Annotated in this window: 18 protein-coding genes; 10 read left to right on the forward strand and 8 right to left on the reverse strand. The window is 74.7% G+C overall.

Going from position 1 to position 18,056, the window contains the following annotated elements; genetic code table 11:
* Nucleotides 1–217 precede the first annotated feature (217 nt).
* Nucleotides 218–877, forward strand: coding sequence for a methyltransferase domain-containing protein (locus ACFXPX_RS05255; protein ID WP_380527873.1), 660 nt, complete (start codon nt 218–220; stop codon nt 875–877).
* On the forward strand, nt 874–1,548 hold the full coding sequence (locus tag ACFXPX_RS05260; protein WP_380527870.1) for a hypothetical protein: 675 nt from the start codon (nt 874–876) through the stop codon (nt 1,546–1,548). Before ACFXPX_RS05255 ends, ACFXPX_RS05260 begins: the two co-directional genes overlap by 4 nt.
* A 20-nt stretch (nt 1,549–1,568) precedes the next feature.
* Here ACFXPX_RS05260 and ACFXPX_RS05265 read toward each other — a convergent pair whose 3' ends face one another.
* Nucleotides 1,569–3,812 carry a hypothetical protein gene (locus ACFXPX_RS05265; protein ID WP_380639602.1) on the reverse strand — a complete coding sequence of 748 codons (2,244 nt, stop codon included), beginning with the start codon at nt 3,810–3,812 and terminating at the stop codon, nt 1,569–1,571.
* Between the two features lie 271 nt (nt 3,813–4,083).
* Between ACFXPX_RS05265 and ACFXPX_RS05270 the strand changes: the two genes are divergently transcribed.
* Nucleotides 4,084–4,671, forward strand: a complete 588-nt coding sequence (locus tag ACFXPX_RS05270) for a TerD family protein (protein WP_375886802.1) — start codon at nt 4,084–4,086, stop codon at nt 4,669–4,671.
* Between the two features lie 22 nt (nt 4,672–4,693).
* On the opposite strand, the gene ACFXPX_RS05275 is transcribed toward ACFXPX_RS05270, so the two are convergent.
* Together ACFXPX_RS05275 and ACFXPX_RS05280 are read right to left on the reverse strand one after the other, a co-directional pair.
* Entirely contained in the window at nt 4,694–6,346 is a 1,653-nt protein-coding gene (locus ACFXPX_RS05275; protein WP_380639604.1) for an ABC transporter permease, read from the reverse strand.
* On the reverse strand, nt 6,343–7,269 hold the full coding sequence (locus ACFXPX_RS05280) for an ABC transporter ATP-binding protein (protein ID WP_380530001.1): 927 nt from the start codon (nt 7,267–7,269) through the stop codon (nt 6,343–6,345). Before ACFXPX_RS05280 ends, ACFXPX_RS05275 begins: the two co-directional genes overlap by 4 nt.
* Before the next feature lie 96 nt (nt 7,270–7,365).
* Here ACFXPX_RS05280 and ACFXPX_RS05285 point away from each other — a divergent pair, with 96 nt between their 5' ends.
* Nucleotides 7,366–7,911 (forward strand): GbsR/MarR family transcriptional regulator, encoded by a 546-nt coding sequence (locus tag ACFXPX_RS05285; RefSeq protein WP_380639606.1) that lies wholly within the window; start codon nt 7,366–7,368, stop codon nt 7,909–7,911.
* 108 nt (nt 7,912–8,019) lie between these two features.
* Here the strand turns inward: ACFXPX_RS05285 and ACFXPX_RS05290 are convergent, their stop codons facing one another.
* Nucleotides 8,020–9,471 carry a hypothetical protein gene (locus ACFXPX_RS05290; RefSeq protein WP_380639608.1) on the reverse strand — a complete coding sequence of 484 codons (1,452 nt, stop codon included), beginning with the start codon at nt 9,469–9,471 and terminating at the stop codon, nt 8,020–8,022.
* Between the two features lie 525 nt (nt 9,472–9,996).
* On the opposite strand from ACFXPX_RS05290, the gene ACFXPX_RS05295 reads away from it, so the two are divergent.
* Both ACFXPX_RS05295 and ACFXPX_RS05300 read left to right on the forward strand, forming a co-directional pair.
* The gene (locus ACFXPX_RS05295; RefSeq protein WP_375886815.1) at nt 9,997–10,410 is read left to right on the forward strand and encodes a hypothetical protein; all 414 of its coding nucleotides are present in this window, start codon (nt 9,997–9,999) and stop codon (nt 10,408–10,410) included.
* Nucleotides 10,411–10,428: 18 nt separating this feature from the next.
* A complete protein-coding gene (locus ACFXPX_RS05300) occupies nt 10,429–10,761 on the forward strand; it encodes a hypothetical protein (RefSeq protein WP_380529996.1) in 333 nt (110 codons plus the stop codon).
* A 54-nt stretch (nt 10,762–10,815) separates the two neighbouring features.
* On the opposite strand, the gene ACFXPX_RS05305 is transcribed toward ACFXPX_RS05300, so the two are convergent.
* The 3 genes from ACFXPX_RS05305 to ACFXPX_RS05315 all read right to left on the reverse strand — a co-directional run bounded on the left by ACFXPX_RS05305 (nt 10,816) and on the right by ACFXPX_RS05315 (nt 14,198).
* Entirely contained in the window at nt 10,816–12,351 is a 1,536-nt protein-coding gene (locus tag ACFXPX_RS05305) for an alpha/beta hydrolase (RefSeq protein ID WP_380591068.1), read from the reverse strand.
* A gap of 185 nt (nt 12,352–12,536) precedes the next feature.
* Nucleotides 12,537–13,175: an NAD(P)-dependent oxidoreductase gene (locus tag ACFXPX_RS05310; RefSeq protein ID WP_380529993.1), complete on the reverse strand. Its 639-nt coding sequence runs from the start codon at nt 13,173–13,175 to the stop codon at nt 12,537–12,539.
* Between the two features lie 93 nt (nt 13,176–13,268).
* The gene (locus ACFXPX_RS05315; RefSeq protein WP_380639610.1) at nt 13,269–14,198 is read right to left on the reverse strand and encodes an EamA family transporter; all 930 of its coding nucleotides are present in this window, start codon (nt 14,196–14,198) and stop codon (nt 13,269–13,271) included.
* Nucleotides 14,199–14,309: 111 nt separating this feature from the next.
* Between ACFXPX_RS05315 and ACFXPX_RS05320 the strand changes: the two genes are divergently transcribed.
* The 3 genes from ACFXPX_RS05320 (at nt 14,310) to ACFXPX_RS05330 (ending at nt 15,598) form a co-directional block, all read left to right on the forward strand.
* Nucleotides 14,310–14,810 (forward strand): MarR family winged helix-turn-helix transcriptional regulator, encoded by a 501-nt coding sequence (locus tag ACFXPX_RS05320; protein ID WP_380529989.1) that lies wholly within the window; start codon nt 14,310–14,312, stop codon nt 14,808–14,810.
* 90 nt (nt 14,811–14,900) lie between these two features.
* Nucleotides 14,901–15,152, forward strand: coding sequence for a hypothetical protein (locus tag ACFXPX_RS05325; protein WP_380529987.1), 252 nt, complete (start codon nt 14,901–14,903; stop codon nt 15,150–15,152).
* A gap of 92 nt (nt 15,153–15,244) precedes the next feature.
* Nucleotides 15,245–15,598 (forward strand): hypothetical protein, encoded by a 354-nt coding sequence (locus ACFXPX_RS05330; protein ID WP_380529985.1) that lies wholly within the window; start codon nt 15,245–15,247, stop codon nt 15,596–15,598.
* 18 nt (nt 15,599–15,616) lie between these two features.
* Here the strand turns inward: ACFXPX_RS05330 and ACFXPX_RS05335 are convergent, their stop codons facing one another.
* Entirely contained in the window at nt 15,617–16,450 is an 834-nt protein-coding gene (locus tag ACFXPX_RS05335; protein ID WP_380529983.1) for a methyltransferase domain-containing protein, read from the reverse strand.
* Between the two features lie 28 nt (nt 16,451–16,478).
* On the opposite strand from ACFXPX_RS05335, the gene ACFXPX_RS05340 reads away from it, so the two are divergent.
* On the forward strand, nt 16,479–18,047 hold the full coding sequence (locus ACFXPX_RS05340) for a PLP-dependent aminotransferase family protein (RefSeq protein ID WP_380591062.1): 1,569 nt from the start codon (nt 16,479–16,481) through the stop codon (nt 18,045–18,047).
* The last annotated feature ends 9 nt before the right edge of the window (nt 18,048–18,056 follow it).

The raw sequence follows: 18,056 nt of genomic DNA on the forward strand, positions 1-18,056 counted from the left end.
CGGTGCGTGGCCCGGACGGGCCGTGGGGAGCCGGCCCGGACGCGGTGGGGGCGACCGGGCGGGGTGACACGTGCTTGACGGGTGCTCGACTGAACAGATTGGACTGGACCAATATTCGCCGTCAAGGGTGTCCACCCGCTGGACCGACCCGGGCGGCGAACAGCGGCCGACCGGTAGGTTGACCGGGACGGAACAGGACTGCCGAACGGAGGAGCGTATGGACAGTCAGGGCTGGGACGACCGCTACGCCGCGAGTGAACTGGTCTGGGGCGCCGCGCCCAACCGGTGGGTGGTGCGCGAACTCACCGGCCGCGCCCCCGGCCACGCCCTCGACCTGGCCACCGGCGAGGGCCGCAACGCCATCTGGCTCGCCGCCCGGGGCTGGGAGGTCACCGGCCTCGACTTCTCCGCCGTCGCCCTCGAACGCGCCGAACGGCTCACCGCCGAACTGCCCGACGAGGTCGCCGACCGCCTCACCTGGCGCCACGGCGACGCCCGCACCCACGAGGCCCCCACCGTCGGCTACGACCTCGTCCTGGTCGCCTACCTCCACCTGCCCGCCGCCGACCGCCGCGCCGCACTGCACCGCGCCGCCGAAGCACTCGCCCCCGGCGGCACCCTGCTGGTGATCGGACACGACCTGAGCAACCTCACCGAAGGCGTCGGCGGCCCGCAGGACCCGGCCGTGCTGTTCACCCCGCAGGACGTCCTCGCCGACCTCGCCCCCTACGGCCTGCACACCGTGCGGGCCGAGCGCGTCCGGCGCGAGGTCGACACCGAACCCGGCCACCGGGGCGGTGCGACGGGCGGAGCGACCGGCGTCGCGACGGGCGTCGCGATCGACGCGCTGGTGCGCCTGGAGCGGGGTGCCGCGTGAGCGCCCGGCCCACGACCGCCCGCCCCACCCGCCGGCTGCTCCTCACCGGCCTCGCGGCCGCCGCCCCGCTGGTGCTCGCCGGCTGCTCCTCCGGCAAGAAGGACAAGGCCGACAAGAACGGCCCGGTCGCCAGGGCCAGTGACCCGGGCGGCGCCGCCTTCGTGATGATCATCCGGCACGGCGAGAAGCCCGACGGCAACCAGCCCGGCCTGGACGAGAACGGCAAGCACGACGGCAAGTCCCTCACCCAGCGCGGCTGGGACCGGGCCAAGGCACTGCCCACCCTGTTCACCACCCCGCCCGCGACCGGCCTGCGCACCCCCGCCCGGATCTACGCCGCCACCGACCAGGGCCCGCTGGCCGGAGCCCACCGGATGCGGCAGACCGTCACCCCGCTGGCCGGCGGGCTCGGACTGACCGTGGACACCACCTACGCCGAGTCCCAGGAGTCCCAGCTGGCCGCCGCCGCCCTCGCCGGAACGCAGCCGGTGCTGATCTGCTGGGAGCACTCCCGGATCCCGCGGATCGTCGAGGCGCTCGGAGCGGCCGGCAGCGGGGCGCCGGGCACCTGGCCGGACCGGTTCGACCTGGTCTGGGTGTTCTCCCGGCCGGCCGGCGGGGCCTGGACCTTCCAGGAGGTGCGCCAGCACCTGCTGGACGGCGACGCCTGACCCGCCCGGTCGCCCCCCGGTCAGGCCGCCGACGCGCTGATCGTCACCACCGAGTACTGGACGACGGTCAGCGGCACGCCGACCGTCCCGGTGGTCACCGTGTACGGGACGGGCCGGGGCGCCGGGTCGGTGCCGTCCGGGCTGGCGACGGTCACGGCGGTGACGGCCGCTCCGGCCGGGAGCGCGTAGGAGAGGGTGCAGTTGACGGGCGTGGTGCGGAAGTCGGCCGGGGCGTCGCCGAAATTGGTGAAGTTCACCAGGTGGACGACGGTGTCGCCGCCGAGCCGCCGGGCGTCCAGGAAGATCCGCCGGTCCCCGGTGAGGGTGACGGCGGGCGGCGCCGACTGCCGTACCGCCGCCAGCAGTTGGTCGGCCGAGGCCTGGTCGGTGTTCGACAGGTAGCTCAGCCCGGGCAGGGCCTTGAGGTACCAGCAGCTGCCGCTGCCGTAGGAGTTCCGCCGGCTCGCGGGCAACGGGTCGGCCCGGCGTAGCCCGAGGACGTCGGAGAGCGCGAACTCGGCCCGCCGGCCGCCCAGTTCGTCCAGCGCGGTGGGGGCCGGGCCGGTGATCACGACCGTCCCGCCGGCCGCGACGAAGCCGCGCAGCACGGTCGCCTCGGCGTCCGAGACGGCCTGGAGGTTGGGCAGCAGCAGGACCTGGAAGCGGGCCAGGTCGGCGGCGACGAGGCCGGGGCTGGGCACGGTGTCGAACGGCACCTGGGCGTACACCAGCGCCTTGACCGTGCCGCGGAACTCGCCCAGCCAGGGCAGCGCGGCACAGCTCATCTGCGGGTCGTCGCCGCCCCACCAGTCGGCGACCCCGGCCGGGGCCTTGGCGTTGGCGTACATCCCGTTGCCCTCGCCGGGCGCGACGTAGTCCCGGGACGGCGCGGAGTGGTAGACCCCGACCCGGGCCGCGGAGACCGGGTCGTAGAGCTTCGCCTGGTTGGCCCGGACGAAGGCGAACATCCGGGCGCGCATGGCCGCGTCCACGGTGTCGTTCTTGAACGGCGTCCTCACCTCGTACGGGTTGCAGCCGGCCGCGATCAGCTGGGACATCACCAGCGAGGCGTCGTCGGCCTGCCAGCCGTAGGAGAACGCCCATGCGGGCTTGGCGCCGCTGGCCGCGCGGGCGTACTTGTACATCGAGATCAGGCAGGTCCAGTCGGTGGCGGTGGCGTGCCGCATCCCGTCGTAGTTGCCGAGGATGTCCACCTCCCAGACCTGGGAGACCGCGTCCTCGGCGGTGCGCAGGTAGCCGCCGTCCAGGCCGATGGAGGTGGCGTAGCGGTAGTCCATCGAGACCGTCTCGACGAAGGTGACCAGGTCGGGGTTGACCGAGCGCCCGGCGGCGGCGATGTCCAACTGGAAGCCGAGCAGGCTGCGGTGGCGCCACTCGACGTAGCGGCGGAACACCGGGTCGGTGAAGTCGGCGGCCCGGGGCAGGGCGAGCCCGGTGTCGGCCTTGAAGGCGGCCGCGCCCCAGCTGGAGGCGTCGCACCAGGTGAGCACGCCGTCGAAGTAGATCGGCACGTCCGGCCAGATGCCGTCCACGCCGGTGGCGGCCACCCCCTTGATCCGCCGGAGGTAGTAGTCCCGCCAGGGCGAGTGGGGGCTGAGCCAGACGCTCTCGTCGCCCGGGTCGACCCAGACCACCACGCTGCCGTAGAACACGTTGGGCTTGCCCGCGAGGTCGCGCTGGACCCAGTCCTTGCCGTGGTCGTCCTTGTAGAAGGAGCGGCCCTTCTCACCGCCGGGGGAGATCAGTTCGAGGGACGGGTAGTACATGACGACCTTGAGGCCGGCCGCGTGGGCCAGGCCGGTGAAGGTCTTCACGTCGGCCATGTGGGCGGCGAACTCGGCGTCGGTGAGCCAGTTGGAGAGCAGGGTGTCGAGTTCGATGACGCTGACGTTCTGCGCCTTGAGGGCGTCGACGTAACCCTGCATGTCGGCGGGCTCGTTGAAGGTGCCGTCGGCGATCCGGGCGTAGCGGGTCCAGTCGGGCCAGGGCTGCGCCGCGGTGGATCCCGGCGCGGCCGGGCGGACGGCTCGGGCGGCTCGGGCGGTCAGGGTCGGGGCGGCGGGAGCGGTCGGCGGGGCCGGGGCGAACGGGGTGGCGGCCCGGGCCGGGTCGGCTGGCAGCAGGCGGCCGGCGGCGAGGGCGCCGCCCGCGCCGAGGCCGGCCCGGAGCAGCCGGCGGCGGCCGAGGCGGGCGGTGGTGGCGGCGGTGGCCGCGGGCGGTGTTCCGTCGTGCTGTTCGGGCATGGTGGTCCCCCAGCGTGGGTCGGAGCGGCTCCGAGGCGACCCTAGACCGTGCGCCGCCCGTCGGGCCGGTCCCCTGTCATGGCTACGCCAGTCGTCGGACGGGTGGATCCGCCGGTGCGCGGAGCACCGCCGCGAGCGGGGCCGGTGGGGCTGGTGGGTGGGAGCGCCGCCGCCTGGGTAGGGGACCTGGACGGACGCCGTCCGATGATCATAGTTTCTCTGTGTGCGATAGGTTCACGGCACGGACGGCGGCGGGAACGAGGAGGGCACGATGGCCGTTTCGCTGGCCAAGGGGCAGAAGATCAGCCTGGAGAAGCCGGGCGGTGGGCAGCTGAGCGTGGTCCGGATGGGCCTGGGCTGGCGGGCGGTGCAGCGCAAGGGCTTCCTGGCCAAACTGCTGTCCGCCGGGCAGGAGATCGACCTGGACGCCTCGGCGGTGCTCTTCGCCCACGGCAAGCCGCTGGACGTGGTCTTCTTCCAGCACCTCACCAGCAACGACGGCTCCGTCCGGCACAGCGGGGACAACCTGGTCGGCGGCTCGGGCGACGCGACCGACGACGAGTCGATCACCGTCGACCTGACCAAGGTGTCCGCCGAGGTCGACCAGATCCTCTTCACCGTGAACTCCTTCACCGGGCAGACCTTCCAGGAGGTCGAGGCCGCCTTCTGCCGCCTGGTCGACGAGACCACCGGCGTCGAGCTGGCCCGCTACACCCTCACCGGCGGCGGCCCCTACACCGCCCAGATCATGGCCAAGGTGCAGCGCACACCGGGCGGTTGGCAGATGGCCGCGATCGGCCAGCCCGCCAGCGGGCGCACCTTCCAGGACCTCATGCCGGAGCTGGTCAAGCACCTGTGACCCGGGCCCGGGCTCCGGCGCCTCAGTCGAGGTCGCGGCGCCGGAACCCGGCCAGGGCCAGCGCGATCAGCGCGGCCGCGACCAGGGTCAGCACGATCGGCGGCGCCCAGTCCATCCGGGCCGCCGGGAGCCGGGGCACCCGGCCGAACGGGGACAACCCGTCCAGCCCCCGGGGCAGTTGCAGCAACGGGCCCAGGTAGCCGATCACGAACGCGTACGCCGGGACGGCCCAGGCCAGCGCCGTGGCCCGGGGCAGCCAACCGTGGACGGCGGCCGCGAAGCCCACCGTCACCCACAGCGCGGGCACGAAAACCAGCGCCGCACCCAGCAGCCGCAGGAACACGGCACCGTCGCCGGTCGACAGCGCCCCGGCCAGGCCGAAACCCGTGCCCGCCGCCACCATCACCACGACGGAGCCCAGCAGCGCCGCCGCCAGGTGCCCGCCCAGCCAGCCGGAGCGCGACACCCCCGCGGCCAGCACGGGCACCACCCGCCCGGCGCTCTCCTCGGCGCGCGCACGCTGCGCCGCCAGCACCGCGTAGACGCCGCCGACCACCGCGACGACCAGCATCGTCAGCGCCGCGAAGGAGTCGGCGAGGGAGTGGCCGCCCAGCCGGGCCAGCGCCTCCTTGATCCGGTCGACGTCCCGGAGCATCGAGTCGGCCTCGCCGAGCAGCGAGCCGTACATCGCGCCGAGCAGCAGCAGGGCCGCCGCGAAGCCGCCGATCAGCCCGCGGTGCAGCCGCAGCGCCAGGCCGAACGGGGTGCCCAGGAAGGCGCTGCCGGTGGCCGGGCCGGGGCGGGCCGCGCGCAGCCCGGCGCCGAAGTCGCGGCGGGTGCTCAGCGCGAACCCCGCCACGGCCGTGCCGGCGGCCAGCGCCAGTGCGGGCAGCAGCGGCCACCAGCGGTCCTCGACGAAGGGGTAGCCGCGCTGGAGCCAGCCGATCGGGGAGGCCCAGGAGAGGCCGGTCCGGCCGGTGTCCCCGGCGGCGCGCAGCGCGTAGGCGGCGCCGAGTACGGCGAGGGCGAGCCCGGAGGCCGTCCGGGCGTGCGCGGAGACCTGCGCGGTGACGGCGGCGACGGCCCCGAACAGCAGCCCGCCGACGGCCGTGGCGGCGCCGTAGAGCAGCGCGCCGCCGGCGCCCAGTCCGGGGATGCCGAGGGCGGGCAGGCCCAGGGCGAGCAGCAGGCCGAGGGCGAGGTCGGCGACCGCGGCGGCGGCCAGCGCGGCGGCGAGCTGGGCGTGCCGGCCGACGGCGGCCGAGCGGAACAGCTCGGCGCGGCCGCCCTCCTCCTCGGCCCGGGTGTGCCGGATGACGGTCAGCACGTTCAGCAGGCCGGCGAGGACGATCAGCAGGCCCAGCAGCCGGTGGCCGAGCATCGCGCCCCAGGTGTAGTCGGCCAGGTAGCGGGCCGGGCCGGTCATGGCGAGCACGGCGGGACTGGCCGAGGCGTGCGCGATCGAGGCCCGGTCGGCGGCGGTCGGGTAGACGGAGTGGACGCTGTCGGCGGTGGCCAGGGTGAGCAGCCCGAGGCCGAGCACCCAGGCGCCCAGCCGTACCCGGTCGCGGCGCAGCGCGAAGCGCAGCAGGGTGGCGGCGCCGGCCAGGGCGGCGGGCCCGCCGGGGCGGACCGGGGCGGTGCGCCGGGCGGTGGGGGCGGTGGTGGCGGTCATCGGACGGCCTCGGGGTCGGGGTGGTGCCCGTTGGCGGCCAGCTCGTCGCCGTAGTGGCGCAGCATGAGCTCCTCCAGGGTGGGCGGGTGGCTGACCAGGGTGCGCAGTCCGGCCTCGCTCAGCATCCGTACCGCGGCGTCGAGCCGGGTGCCGTCCACGGCGAAGCGGACCCGGCGCCCCTCGGTGCGCAGGGCGTGCACCCCGGGCAGCGCGTCCAGTCCGGTGACGGGCCGGTCGGTCTCCGCCTCCACGGTGGTGCGGGTGAGGTGGCGCAGTTCGGACAGGGTGCCGCTCTGCACCACCCGGCCCCGGCGGATGATGCTGACCCGGTCGCCCAGCTTCTCCACCTCGTCCAGGACGTGGCTGGAGAGCAGGACGGTGCGGCCCTGGTCCTTGGCCTGCCGGACGACGTCCTGGAAGACCACCTCCATCAGCGGGTCCAGGCCGGAGGTCGGCTCGTCCAGCAGCAGGAGCTCGGCGTCGGAGGCGAGTGCGGCGACGATGGCGACCTTCTGCCGGTTGCCCTTGGAGTAGCTGCGGCCCTTCTTGGTCGGGTCGAGGTCGAAGCGCTCGACCAGTTCGTCCCGGCGGCGGGGGTCGGGCCGGCCGCGCAGTCGGCAGAGCAGGTCGATCGCCTCGCCGCCGGTGAGGTTGGGCCACAGCTCGACGTCCCCGGGGACGTAGGCGAGGCGGCGGTGCAACTCGACGGCGTCGCGCCACGGGTCCTTGCCGAGCAGTCGGGCGCTGCCGCCGTCGGCGCGCAGCAGGCCGAGCAGGACGCGGAGGGTGGTGGACTTCCCGGCGCCGTTGGGGCCGAGGAAGCCGTGGACCTCGCCGGTCTCGACGGTGAGGTCGAGGCCGTCCAGCGCGGTGGTCCGGCCGAAGGTCTTGCGCAGGCCGGACAGGATGATGGCCTTGGTCATGCTTTCGAAGCTACCGTAGTTTCAGAAAAACGTGAATATTGGGAAGGCGTTAAAGTTCGGTCAGTGGGCGGATGATCTCCGGGAAAGGGGAGAGCGGTGGAACGGGAACCGGAGCGGAGTGCGGAGCAGGGCGTGGAGCAGGGGGCGGCGCCGACGCCGGGCAGGTGGCACGAGTACCAGGCCGTGGCCGACTTCGTGGAGCGGTTCGCGGCCGAGCTGGTGGTCGCCGGCATGGGTCGGATGCCCGCCCGGATCTTCTCCTGCCTGATGGCCGAGGAGAGCGGTGTACTGACCTCCGCCGAGCTCTCCGAGCGGCTGCAGATCAGCCCGGCGGCCGTCTCCGGCGGGATGCGCTACCTGATCCAGGTCGGTCTGGTCGCCAAGGAGCGCGAGCCGGGCTCCCGCCGCGACCGCTACCGGGTGCTCAACGACGTCTGGTTCGAGTCGCTGACCCGGCGCGACGAACTGCTGCTGCGCTGGATCGGGGTGTTGAAGGAGGGGGAGGTGACCGTCGGCAGGGGCACGGTCGCGGGGGAGCGGCTCGCGGAGAGCGCGGCCTTCTTCGAGTTCATGATCGACGAGCTGCACGGGATGCTCGGCCGCTGGCGCGTGCACCGGGCGGCGCGGCACCTGGAGCTGTAGGAGCTCGGCCCCGACGGCGTTCGCGTCCCGGAGGTGCGGACGGCGGCAGTCCGGCCGGTCGGGCCGTTCTGCCGCCGTCGGCGGTTGGGTGCGGTGCGTGCGCGGGTGCTACTTCTTCGCGCTCGCCGCGGGGGAGGGCGAGAGCGAGGCGCTCGGCGTGCCGGTCGGCGTGCCGGTCGGCGCGGCGGAGGTGGTGGCGCTGGGGGTCGCGGTGGCGCTCGGGCTGCCGCTGGGGGTGGGCGTCGCGCAGTTCGGGGCGGTGGACGGAGCGGCCGACGGGGTGCCGGTGGGGGTGGACGTCGGGCCGGCGGTGGGCGAGGGCGAACCGCTCGGCGTGGCCGTTCCGGTGGGCGTCGCGGTCGCGGTCGGGCTCGGGCAGGACGTCGGCGTGCCGGTCGGGGTGCCGGACGGCGTGGCCGTCGGGGAGGCGCTGCCGGTCGGCGTGGTGCTCGGAGTCGTCGTCGGCGTGCCGCTCGGGGTGGCCGTCGGGCTGGCGGAGGGCGAGGGCGAACCGCTCGGCGTCGGCGTGCCGGTGGGCTGCGCGGACGGCGTCGGAGTCGGCGTCACCGGAGGCACCGTCGGCTGGCCGCCCGGCGTCGGGCCGGTGCCGGTGCCGCCGGTCGGGGTGGTGCCCGGGGTGCCGGTGCTGCCGGACGGCCGGAGGAAGGGCGAGGGCGTCGAGCCGGGCAGGGTCGGGACGCCCGGGCGGTCCGCGACCGTGGTCACCTGGCCGCTGCCGAAGTGCGCCATCCAGTTGCGGACGGTGCGCAGGTACTCGGTGGAGTTGTTGTAGCTGAGGATCGCCCGGTCCAGCTGGGCCGGGTCGGAGAGGTCCCGGCCGCCCGCGCACAGGTAGCGCCCGGCGGCCTCGGCCGCGTCGAAGATGTTGTTCGGGTCGGCCGTGCCCTTGCCGGTGGTGTCCACGCCCCAGGAGGCCCAGGTGGAGGGGATGAACTGCATCGGGCCGACCGCGCGGTCCCAACGGGAGTCGCCGTCGTAGCGGCCGCCGTCGGTGTCGGGTATCGCGGCGAAGCCGTTGCCGTCCAGCACCGGGCCGAGGATCGGGGTGAGCGTGGTGCCGGCGGCGTCCACCTTGCCGCCGTTCGCCTGGCCGGACTCGACCTGGCCGATCGCCGCCAGCAGCTGCCAGGGCAGGTGGCAGCCCGGCGAACGCTGCGCCAGTGAGGCCTCGGCCTTCTGGTACGCGGCGAAGACGGTGGCGGGCAGTGAGGGCCCGTTGGCGGTGAACGGGCCGGCCGCGGGCAGACCGGGCTGGGTGCCGGGCGGCTGCGGCAGCTGGACGGCGCTGCCGCCGTCGGCCGCGGTGCCCGGGACTCCGGCGGCCGGACCGCCGAAGGGGGTGGTGGAGCCGCTCGCGGACTGTGCGGCGGCGTCCTGCGACTGCCCGGTGTCGGCGGCGGCGGCCGGGGCGAGCCCGAGGCCCGACACCTGAGAGCCGGTCAGCGCGGCCAGCGCGGCGAACGCGGCCGCCGTGCCGGTGACCCGCTTGCCGATCCGTACCTTCCGCCCGCCCTTGGCACTGCCGATCCTCGCCGCCATCTGCTGCCCCTCCCCGTCGCCGTCCGGACCCTCCCGGAACGGTTGAGCCTTCGTCATCGTGCCCGCCCGCCGAATCGGCGGCGCCCGCCGCCGCAACGATTAGTATCACGACGATCTGACAGGTCCAGGATGGACGGGAGGCGGCCGCGAACCCGACGACGGGTGAACGCGGCGTCCCGGCCGAGGCCCGGTCGGCCCGGAGTCGTCGCGTGGCGCCCGCTCCGCGCTCCATCTCCGCTGCCAGTAAAGGGAGTTGGCCGTGGGGCCAACGCCGGGCGGCCGGGCGCCCCGGCGGTCGGACGGGCGGTTCGAAGCGCGGGGGTGGTGCGTGGGCGTCGTTTCGGGCTCCCCGGCGGCGCCCGTCGCGAACCCCGCTGACCTGGCCCGATGCCCGCCCCCGTGGGCGGCCTTCCCTAGCAGGACGGACGGTCGGGCGCCAGGGGGCATCCCCAACTCGGCCCTGGACGGATGACGTTCAGGTGAAAGTGGGCATGCCAGGAATCCCGGTCCGGCATGCTGTGCCGCGTGACCATGTGGATGGAGGCCGAAGCCGTGAGCGCGAACCTGCCGGAGACCGTCGCCGAGGGGGCGGTGGTCCTGCCGGCACCCCCTCGGGTGGTGGACGACCTGGCCCGTGACCTGACCCAGGCCGCCGCCGCCGTCCGGGCGGTGTCGCGCAGCGGCCGCACCACCGGCGGGGACGTCGCGGTCGCCGCCTACACCGCCGTGGTGTGCACCGGGCGTTCGGCAGCGCGCGCCCTGGAGGAGGCCGCCGCCTGGTGCCGGCAGGCCCCGGAGGCCGAGGTGCACTCGCTCGCCTGGGCGCGGGTGCCCGGGCACCGGCACGACGTCTTCGAGTACCGGGTCACCATGGCCGTCAGCTTCCCCGACGACGAGACCGGGGAGCACCTCGGGGACACCCACCACTCCCACCGGTGAGGCCGTATGATCACCTGCATGGGTGATCGGGGTACGAACGGGACGGCCGGAGCGGCGGCGGACGACACCGCCAACGGGACTGCGGTGGAGGCCACTTCGGAGGCCGGCGTGCACGGCGACGACGGCCCGCGCGAACTCTCGCGGGTCGCCGCCGTCGGTGCCACCGTGCTGGCGATCGTCTGCGGCTGCGCGGCGATGCTGGCCGGGCTCCACTGGTTGGGCTGGACCGTCCCGGGCATCGGCTGGATCGTCGCCAAGGCCGGGATCAAGCTGTCGGTGGGCGGCTTCCTCGTCCTGGCCGTGGCCGCCGAGCACCTGCGCGGCAAGCTCCGGCCGAAGTCCCGCTCCTGACCGGCCCGCTCCTGACCGGCCCGGCCGGGCCGGTCGGCCGCGGTGCCCGGGGGCTCAACCGGCCTGCGGCGCCGGGCAGGTGAGGTCGTGCTCGGGCGCGCGGCCGTCCAGCAGGTAGCGCTCGACGGTGTCCGTGACGCACGGGTCGGAGCCCGGGTACTGGCCGTGGTTGCCGTTGCTGGTGACCGTCACCAGCCGGGAGCCGCGCAGCGCCCGGTGCGCGCCGAGCGCCGCCTCGTAGTACGTCGCCGGGTCGTGCAGCGAGTTGAGCATCAGCACCGGCGGCAGGTGGGCGCCGGTGACCTTGACCTCGGGCGCCGGGGCGGTCGGCCAGAGCGCGCAGACCGAGCTGAACGCGAGCGTGCGGGCACCGATCAGCGGGTAGCGCGCGGTGTTCTCCGCGCCGCGCTCGATCCAGGTGTCCAGGTCCTTCGTCCACGGGGTGTCGCCGCACGTCACCGAGAAGTACTCGGCGAGGAACTCCGGGCTGAGGTACTGGCCGAACAGCCGGCGGGCGGTCTCCTTGGCGGCCGGATCGGCCTGCTGCCAGTCGTCCAGCGCGGTCAGTCCGCTCGCCAGCAGGGGGAAGGCCTTCTCGCTGTAGATCGCGTTGATCGTGCCGTTGTCCAGCTGGTTGGGGCCGAGCGTCAACGACCCGTCGGTGATCGGCGCGTCGTGCAGCGCGGCGCGCCGCTGCTCCCAGTGGGCTCCGACCTCCGCCGGGGTCGAGCCCCAGTGGTAGGTGGCATCCCGGGCGGCCATCCAGGGCAGGAAGTCCTCCTCGAAGCGGCGCTGGAAGCTCATCGGCTGGCCCAGTTCGTACTGCTCCCAGGTGCCGTCGAAGCCGATGTTGCTGTCCAGTACCATCCGCTCGACCCGGTGCGGGAAGAGCGTCCCGTAGTAGGCGCCGATCATGGTGGCGTAGGAGGCGCCGTAGTAGCTGATCTTCTTCTCGCCCAGCAGCGAGCGGTACAGGTCCATGTCGCGGGCGGTCTGCTCGGTGGTCAGGTAGGGCAGCAGGTCGCCGCTGTTCTTCTCGCAACCCTCCACCAGCTTACGGGAGTTGGCGATGACCCGGTCGACCGCCTCCGGGGACCGGTCGCGGTAGTCCCCGGCCAGGAACTCCTGGAACTCCTCCGGGGTCTGGCACGCGACGTGGGTGCTGCGGCCGACGCCGCGCTGGTCGAAGCTGACGATGTCGTACGCGGCGGCCACCGCGGGGGCGCCCTGGGCGAGGTCCATCGGGCGCAGCAGGCCCTGCCCGCCCGGGCCGCCGGCCGTCTCCATCAGCGCGCCCTTGCGGTGGGCCTGGTCGGTGGCGCGGTGCCGGGAGACGGCGATGCTCAGGTCGTCGCCTGCGCCGGGGTGGTGCCAGTCGCGCGGGACGGCCATGGTGGCGCACTCCAGGGCCGGTTGGCCCGCGCAGGGCTGCCAGTCGAGCGCCTGCCGGGCGTAGCGGGCGGGGACGCGGTCGGCGTCCCCCGGGTTGCGGCCGGAGTCGGCGTTCGCGGTGGCGGGCAGGGCGAGGCCGGCGAGGAGCGCGGCGGCGAGGGCGGCGGCGCGGCGGCCGTGGGATGCGGTGGTGTTCACGGGAACGATCATGTCCCGCCGGACGGCTGACGCACGATGAGGCAGGAGACCGCCTTCGGGGTGGTGCTGGATACACCCCCGGGCGGGGGTATCCAGCACCACGGCCCGGCGGGGGGCGTTTCAGCAGCGGTTCCGGCGGGTGGTTCCGGCGGGTGGTTCGGGCGGGTGCGGTTCCGGAGGGCGGCTCAGTAAGCGGCGGTGAACCGGGCACGTCGGTGCACGGGCCGCTCCGCCTCGTCCAGCAGCGCGACGGCGAGGTCCTCCATGGAGATCGCCGAGTTGCCGTCGGCGTCGACCAGCAGCTCGTCCCGGCCGAGCCGGAACCGGCCGGTGCGCACCCCGGGTTCGAGCAGGGCGGCCGGGCTCAGGTACGTCCAGTCGACCTCCCCGTCCGCGCGGTAGAGCTCCAGCTGCTCGCCGCAGGCCAGGGCGATCGGCCGGATCTCCGCGGGGAAGCCGGGCGACTCCACCAGGATCGTGCCGTCGGTGCCCGGCACGGTCAGGCTGCCGGCCCCGCCGACGGCGAGCAGGCGCACGCCGGTCCCGGCGAGGCCGGCCAGCAGACCCCGGGTGGTGGCCGCCAGCTCGTGCTCACGGCCGGGCGCCGGGCGGGTGGCGGTGACCGCCAGGTCCTGGCCGGCGACGATCCGGGCGACGTCGGCGGGCTCGCCGGCATCGCCGACGGCGAGCGTGACGGTGGCCGGCAGGCCGTGCGGCTTGGCGGGGTCGCGGACGACGGCCGTCACCTCGTGGCCGCGGGCGAGCGCCTCGGTCACGACCCGTCGGCCGACGTTGCCGGTGGCGCCGAACACGGTGATGCGCATGAAGGTCTCTCCTCGGTTCCTCTGAACGGGACTGGGACGGGGCAGGGGTGGTGTGTCGTGCGGTGTGCGGTGTGCGGTGTGCGGTGTGCCGGGTCAGGCGTTCTCGCGCACCGGGTCCGGCCGGAGGTCCGGTCCCGGGCCCGGTCCGGTGGACGGTGGGGCGGCCCGGTGGGGCCGCTGGGTCTGGGCGACGATCAGCGAGCCGAGGACGACCAGCGCGCCGAGCGCCTGCAGCGGGCTCAGGTCCTGTCCGAGCACCAGCCAGCCGGCCAGGGTGGCGACCACCGGGCTGAGCAGGGAGAGGAAGGACAGCGAGGTCGGCGGCAGCGAGCGCAGCCCGCGGAACCAGACGGCGTAGGTGAGGGCCGCGCCGATCAGGCAGAGGTAGGCGTAGCCGAGCAGGTTGTCGGCGGTGTAGTGGGTGGGCGGGGCGCCCTCGCTCAGCAGGGTGGCCGGCACCAGCAGCAGGCCGCCGGCGGTGAGTTGCCAGCCGGTGGTGGCGAGCAGCGGTGCGGGGGAGAGCCAGCGCTTGGAGAGCACGACGCCGAAGGCCATCACCACCGCGCCGCCGAGCGCGGCGGCCACCCCGGCCGCGTCCAGCCGGGCGTCGGCGCGCAGCACCAGCAGGCTGACGCCCGCCACGCCGGCGATGCCGGAGAGCACGGTGCGCAGGGTGAGCCGGTCGCCGAGCAGGGCGGCCGAGAGCCCGGCGGTGACCAGGGGCTGGACGGCGCCGACGGTGGCGGCGATCCCGCCCGGGAGGCGGTAGGCGGCGATGAACAGCAGGGCCTGGAAGGCGCCGATGTTGAGGGCGCCGAGGACGAGGGCGCGCCACCACCAGTCGCCCTTGGGCAGGGCGCGGGTGAGGGCGATCAGCAGCAGTCCGGCGGGCAGGCAGCGGATGACGGCGGCGAGGAGCGGGCGGTGGGGCGGGAGCAGTTCGGTGGTGACGAGGTAGGTCGTCCCCCAGACCGCGGGTGCGAGGGCCGTCGTCAGCAGGACGGCGAGGCGATTACTTAGCACTAAGCCAATGTATCTCAGCGCTAAGGCATTCTTCGGCGGATCCCACCGGTGATGTGGCTCACAGTTACCTCATCGCTAAGGAATCCGACGGGCATCGCTTACCCTGAACCCGTGGCAGATCATCTCGACCGCGTCGTCGCGCAATGGGGCGCCGAGCGCCCCGACCTGGACGTCTCCCCGATGGAGGTGTTCGGACGGCTCAAGCGCCTCTACCGCCTCGTCGACGCCGAACTCAACCGCACCTTCGCCGAACACGGCCTGGACGCGCCCTCGTTCGACGTCCTCGCCACCCTCAAACGCAGCGGCCCGCCCTACCGCCTCACCCCCACCGGCCTGATGCAGTCCGCCATGGTCACCTCCGGTGCCATCACCCAGCGCCTCGACCGCCTGGAAGCCCGCGGTCTGGTCACCCGGACCCGCAGCGACCAGGACCGCCGCAGCCGCGACGTCGAACTCACCCCCGAGGGCCACGCCCTGATCGACCGCGCCCTCCCCGACCACATCGCCACCGAGCACCGCATGCTCGCCGACCTCGACGAGGCCCGCAGGGCCGCGCTCGTCGACGCCATGCGCGCGCTGCTCGCCGACCTCGGGGACGACCCGGCCGGCTGACCGGCCGGCTGACCGGCCGGGTCGCCGGGTGAACCGCCCCGGCCCGTAAACCGATTGCCGGGGCAGGCCGCCCCGCCTTGGATGGCGGCCATGGACCACCCCCTCTGGACCGCACTCCCCGCCGACGTCCGTCGCACGGTCGACGAACACCTCGCCGTACGGCGCCACGTCCACGCGATCAAGGCGATTCGCGACGCGTCGCCGGAGCCCGTGCCCGGCATCCGTGAGTGCGTCGACCTGATCGCCGACCGGATGGCGGAACTCGGTCCTGAGCCCGATCCCTCGGAGAACGGTCCGACCCCGCCGTCCGCCCCGAACGGCTCTCCCCGCCACGGTGGTTGACGCGAACTGGCCGATTTCGGAGTGACGCTCCCGGGAGCTGTTCCGGGACCATTGCACCGAAGGCGAGACATGTCCGGAAGGAGATCGTTCCGATGCGTATGCGCGACGCGGTGCTCGTGCTCGCTTCCGCCGCCCTGACAGCGGCGGTCGGTGCCGGTACGGCCGCTGCCGCCCCGAAGAGTGGGGCGGACGTGAACCTGTGGTCCCCGAAGGGCTTCAAGGCCGGAGTCGAGAAGTCCTGGACGGGTGACGGGCACAAGGGCTACAACGGTCAGTTCGCCTGGTTGACGCGGAGCGGCAGTGTCTGGGTCGAGGTGCGGATCAGCTGGGAGTCCGGCGGCCTGGAGCAGAAGAAGGTCACGTTCGGGAAGCAGTACTCCTACAAGGGCGCCTATGAGGTCTACCTGCGTGCCTGCGACTCCAGCGGCTGTGGCGGCTGGTGGTAGGCGCCGACCCCGTACGCGTCAGGGGTTGACCGCGACCGCCTTGAAGAAGGTGTAGTGCAAGGTCCCGCCCGGTTCGGCCGCCCGGCGCAGGTCGGCGATGCCGCGGTCGAAGGCCTCCGGGGTGGTGAGCCCGGCGGCCAGGGCCTCGGGCCGGACGGCCTCGACCATCGGGACGAAGGTCCGCCGGGTGAAGCCCTCCACCAGGGCCGGGCGGCCGTCGTCGGCGTAGACCGTCCGCGGGCGGACCGTCACGTCCGCGAACCCGGCCGCCGTCAGCAGCGGGTGCAGCCGGCGCCCCACCAGGGCGTCGCCGCCCGCCCCGGCCTGGAGCCGGACCAGGTGGTCGACGGTGCGGCGGGCCGCCGGGGTCTCCGGGTGGAAGAAGGCCGAGCCGTGGTCGCCCTCGATCACCGTGATCGTGCCGCCCGGCCGCAGCACCCGCCGCAGCGCGGCCAGCCCGGCCGTCGGGTCGGGCAGGTGCTCCAGTACGAAGCACAGGAAGACGTGGTCGAACGCGCCGTCCGGGAAGGGCAGTCGGTGGAGGTCGCCGTGGTGCCAGGTGACCTGGGCGGCCGGCGCCGCGGCGGCGATCCGGGCCCGGGCCTGGTCCAGCGACCGCGCGGAGACGTCCGCCGCCGTGAGCAGCACGCCCGGGCTGGTGGCGAGCAGGTGCGCCGTCTGCGCCCCCACCCCGCAGCCCGCCTCCAGCACCCGGCTGCCCGCCGGGTAGGCGGTGCCCGAGTGCAGCAGCTCGGCGAGGGTGTCGGCCTGGTCGCCGAGGCGCTGCGCCTCGGTGTCGGAGTAGCCGTGGACGTACGGGGTGGCGGGGAGCGGGGTCGTCTCGGTGGTCATGGCTCAACCCTCGCGTCAGTATGGACCGGTGAACAGGTCCAAAGCCGCCGCGAACGACAGGTCCAAAGAGGCCGGACCGGCCGGGGAGGTCGGGGAGACCGGTGTCGACTTCCTCCAGCTCGATGCCGCCGAGGCCCCGCCGGGCGGCCTCACCGACTGGCTGGCCCGCCGGTTGCGCGAGGCCGTCGCCGACGGGCTGCTGCCCGCCGGCACCCGACTGCCCGCCAGTCGGGTGCTCGCGGCCGAACTCGGCGTCTCCCGGGGCGTGGTGACCGATGCCTACCGGCGGCTCGCCGAGGCGGGGCAGCTCGCCGGGCGGGGCCGGGGCGGGACGGTCGTGGTCGCGTTGCCGCCGGCCGCGGTTCCCACCGAGGTTCCCAGCGCGGTTTCCGCCGCTGTGCCGGCCCGCCCGGCACCCGCGCTGTTCCGGGACGACCCCGACCCCGAGGTGTTCGACCACCTGCGCGCCACCCCCGCCCGGATCGACCTCACCCCCGGCGTGCCCGACCTCGCCGCGTTCCCCCGCGCCGCCTGGCTGCGGGCCGAACGGGCCGTCCTCGACGGCCTCGCCGCGGCCGACCTCGGCTACGGGGACGTCCGCGGCACCCCCGCCCTGCGGCAGGCCGTCGCCCACTGGCTCGCCCGCAACCGGGGCATCCGCGCCGACCCGGAGGAGGTGCTCGTGGTCGCCGGGACGGCCCAGTCGCTCGCACTGCTCGGCCGGGCCTTCGGCCGGATGGGCATCACCGAGGTCGCGGTCGAGGATCCGGGCTCCCTCGGCGCCCGCCAGCACCTCGCCCACTGGCTCGCCGCCACCCCGCCCGTCCCGGTGGACGCCGAGGGCATCCGGGTCGACGCGCTGCGCGCCACCGGCGCCCCCGCCGTGCTGCTCACCCCCGCCCACCAGTACCCGACCGGTGTCGTCCTCGGCGGCGAGCGGCGCCGTGAACTCCTGCGCTGGGCGGGCGAGGGCGGTCTGGTCGTCGAGGACGACTACGACGCCGAGCACCGTTACGACCGCCCGCCCGTCCCCGCGCTGCGGGCCGAACTGCCCGACCGGGTCTGCTACGCGGGCAGCACCTCCAAACTGCTCGCCCCGGCGCTGCGCACCGGCTGGCTGCTGGTGCCGCCGCCGCTGCGTGCGGCCGTCCTCGACGCCAAGCGCTTCGCGGACCTCGGCAACCCGGTGCTGCCCCAACTGGTGCTCGCCCGGCTGATGGAATCCGGTGAACTGGAGCGCCACCTGCGGCTGTTGCGGCGCCGCCACCGTCGCCGCCGGGACGCGATGATCGCCGCCGTCCGTACCCACCTCCCCGCCGCGACCGTGCACGGCGCGGCCGCCGGGCTGCACCTGATGCTCACCCTGCCGGAGCAACTCGGATGCAGTGACGTGGAGTTGGCCACCGCGGCGCTCGCCTGCGGCGTCAAGGTCCAGCCCCTGTCCTGGCACGCCCGCCTGCCGTTCCCGCCCGGTCTGGTGCTCGGCTACGCGGCCGGCCCGCCGGGCGACATCGCCGAAGGCATCGCCGTCCTGGGGGAGTTGGTCCGCCGGGCCTCGGCCGGCCGCAATTCGGGTGCCCGCCCGGCTCCTGCGTGATCGAATCGA

This window comes from Kitasatospora sp. NPDC059146, from assembly GCF_042786665.1.
Lineage (GTDB): Bacteria > Actinomycetota > Actinomycetes > Streptomycetales > Streptomycetaceae > Kitasatospora.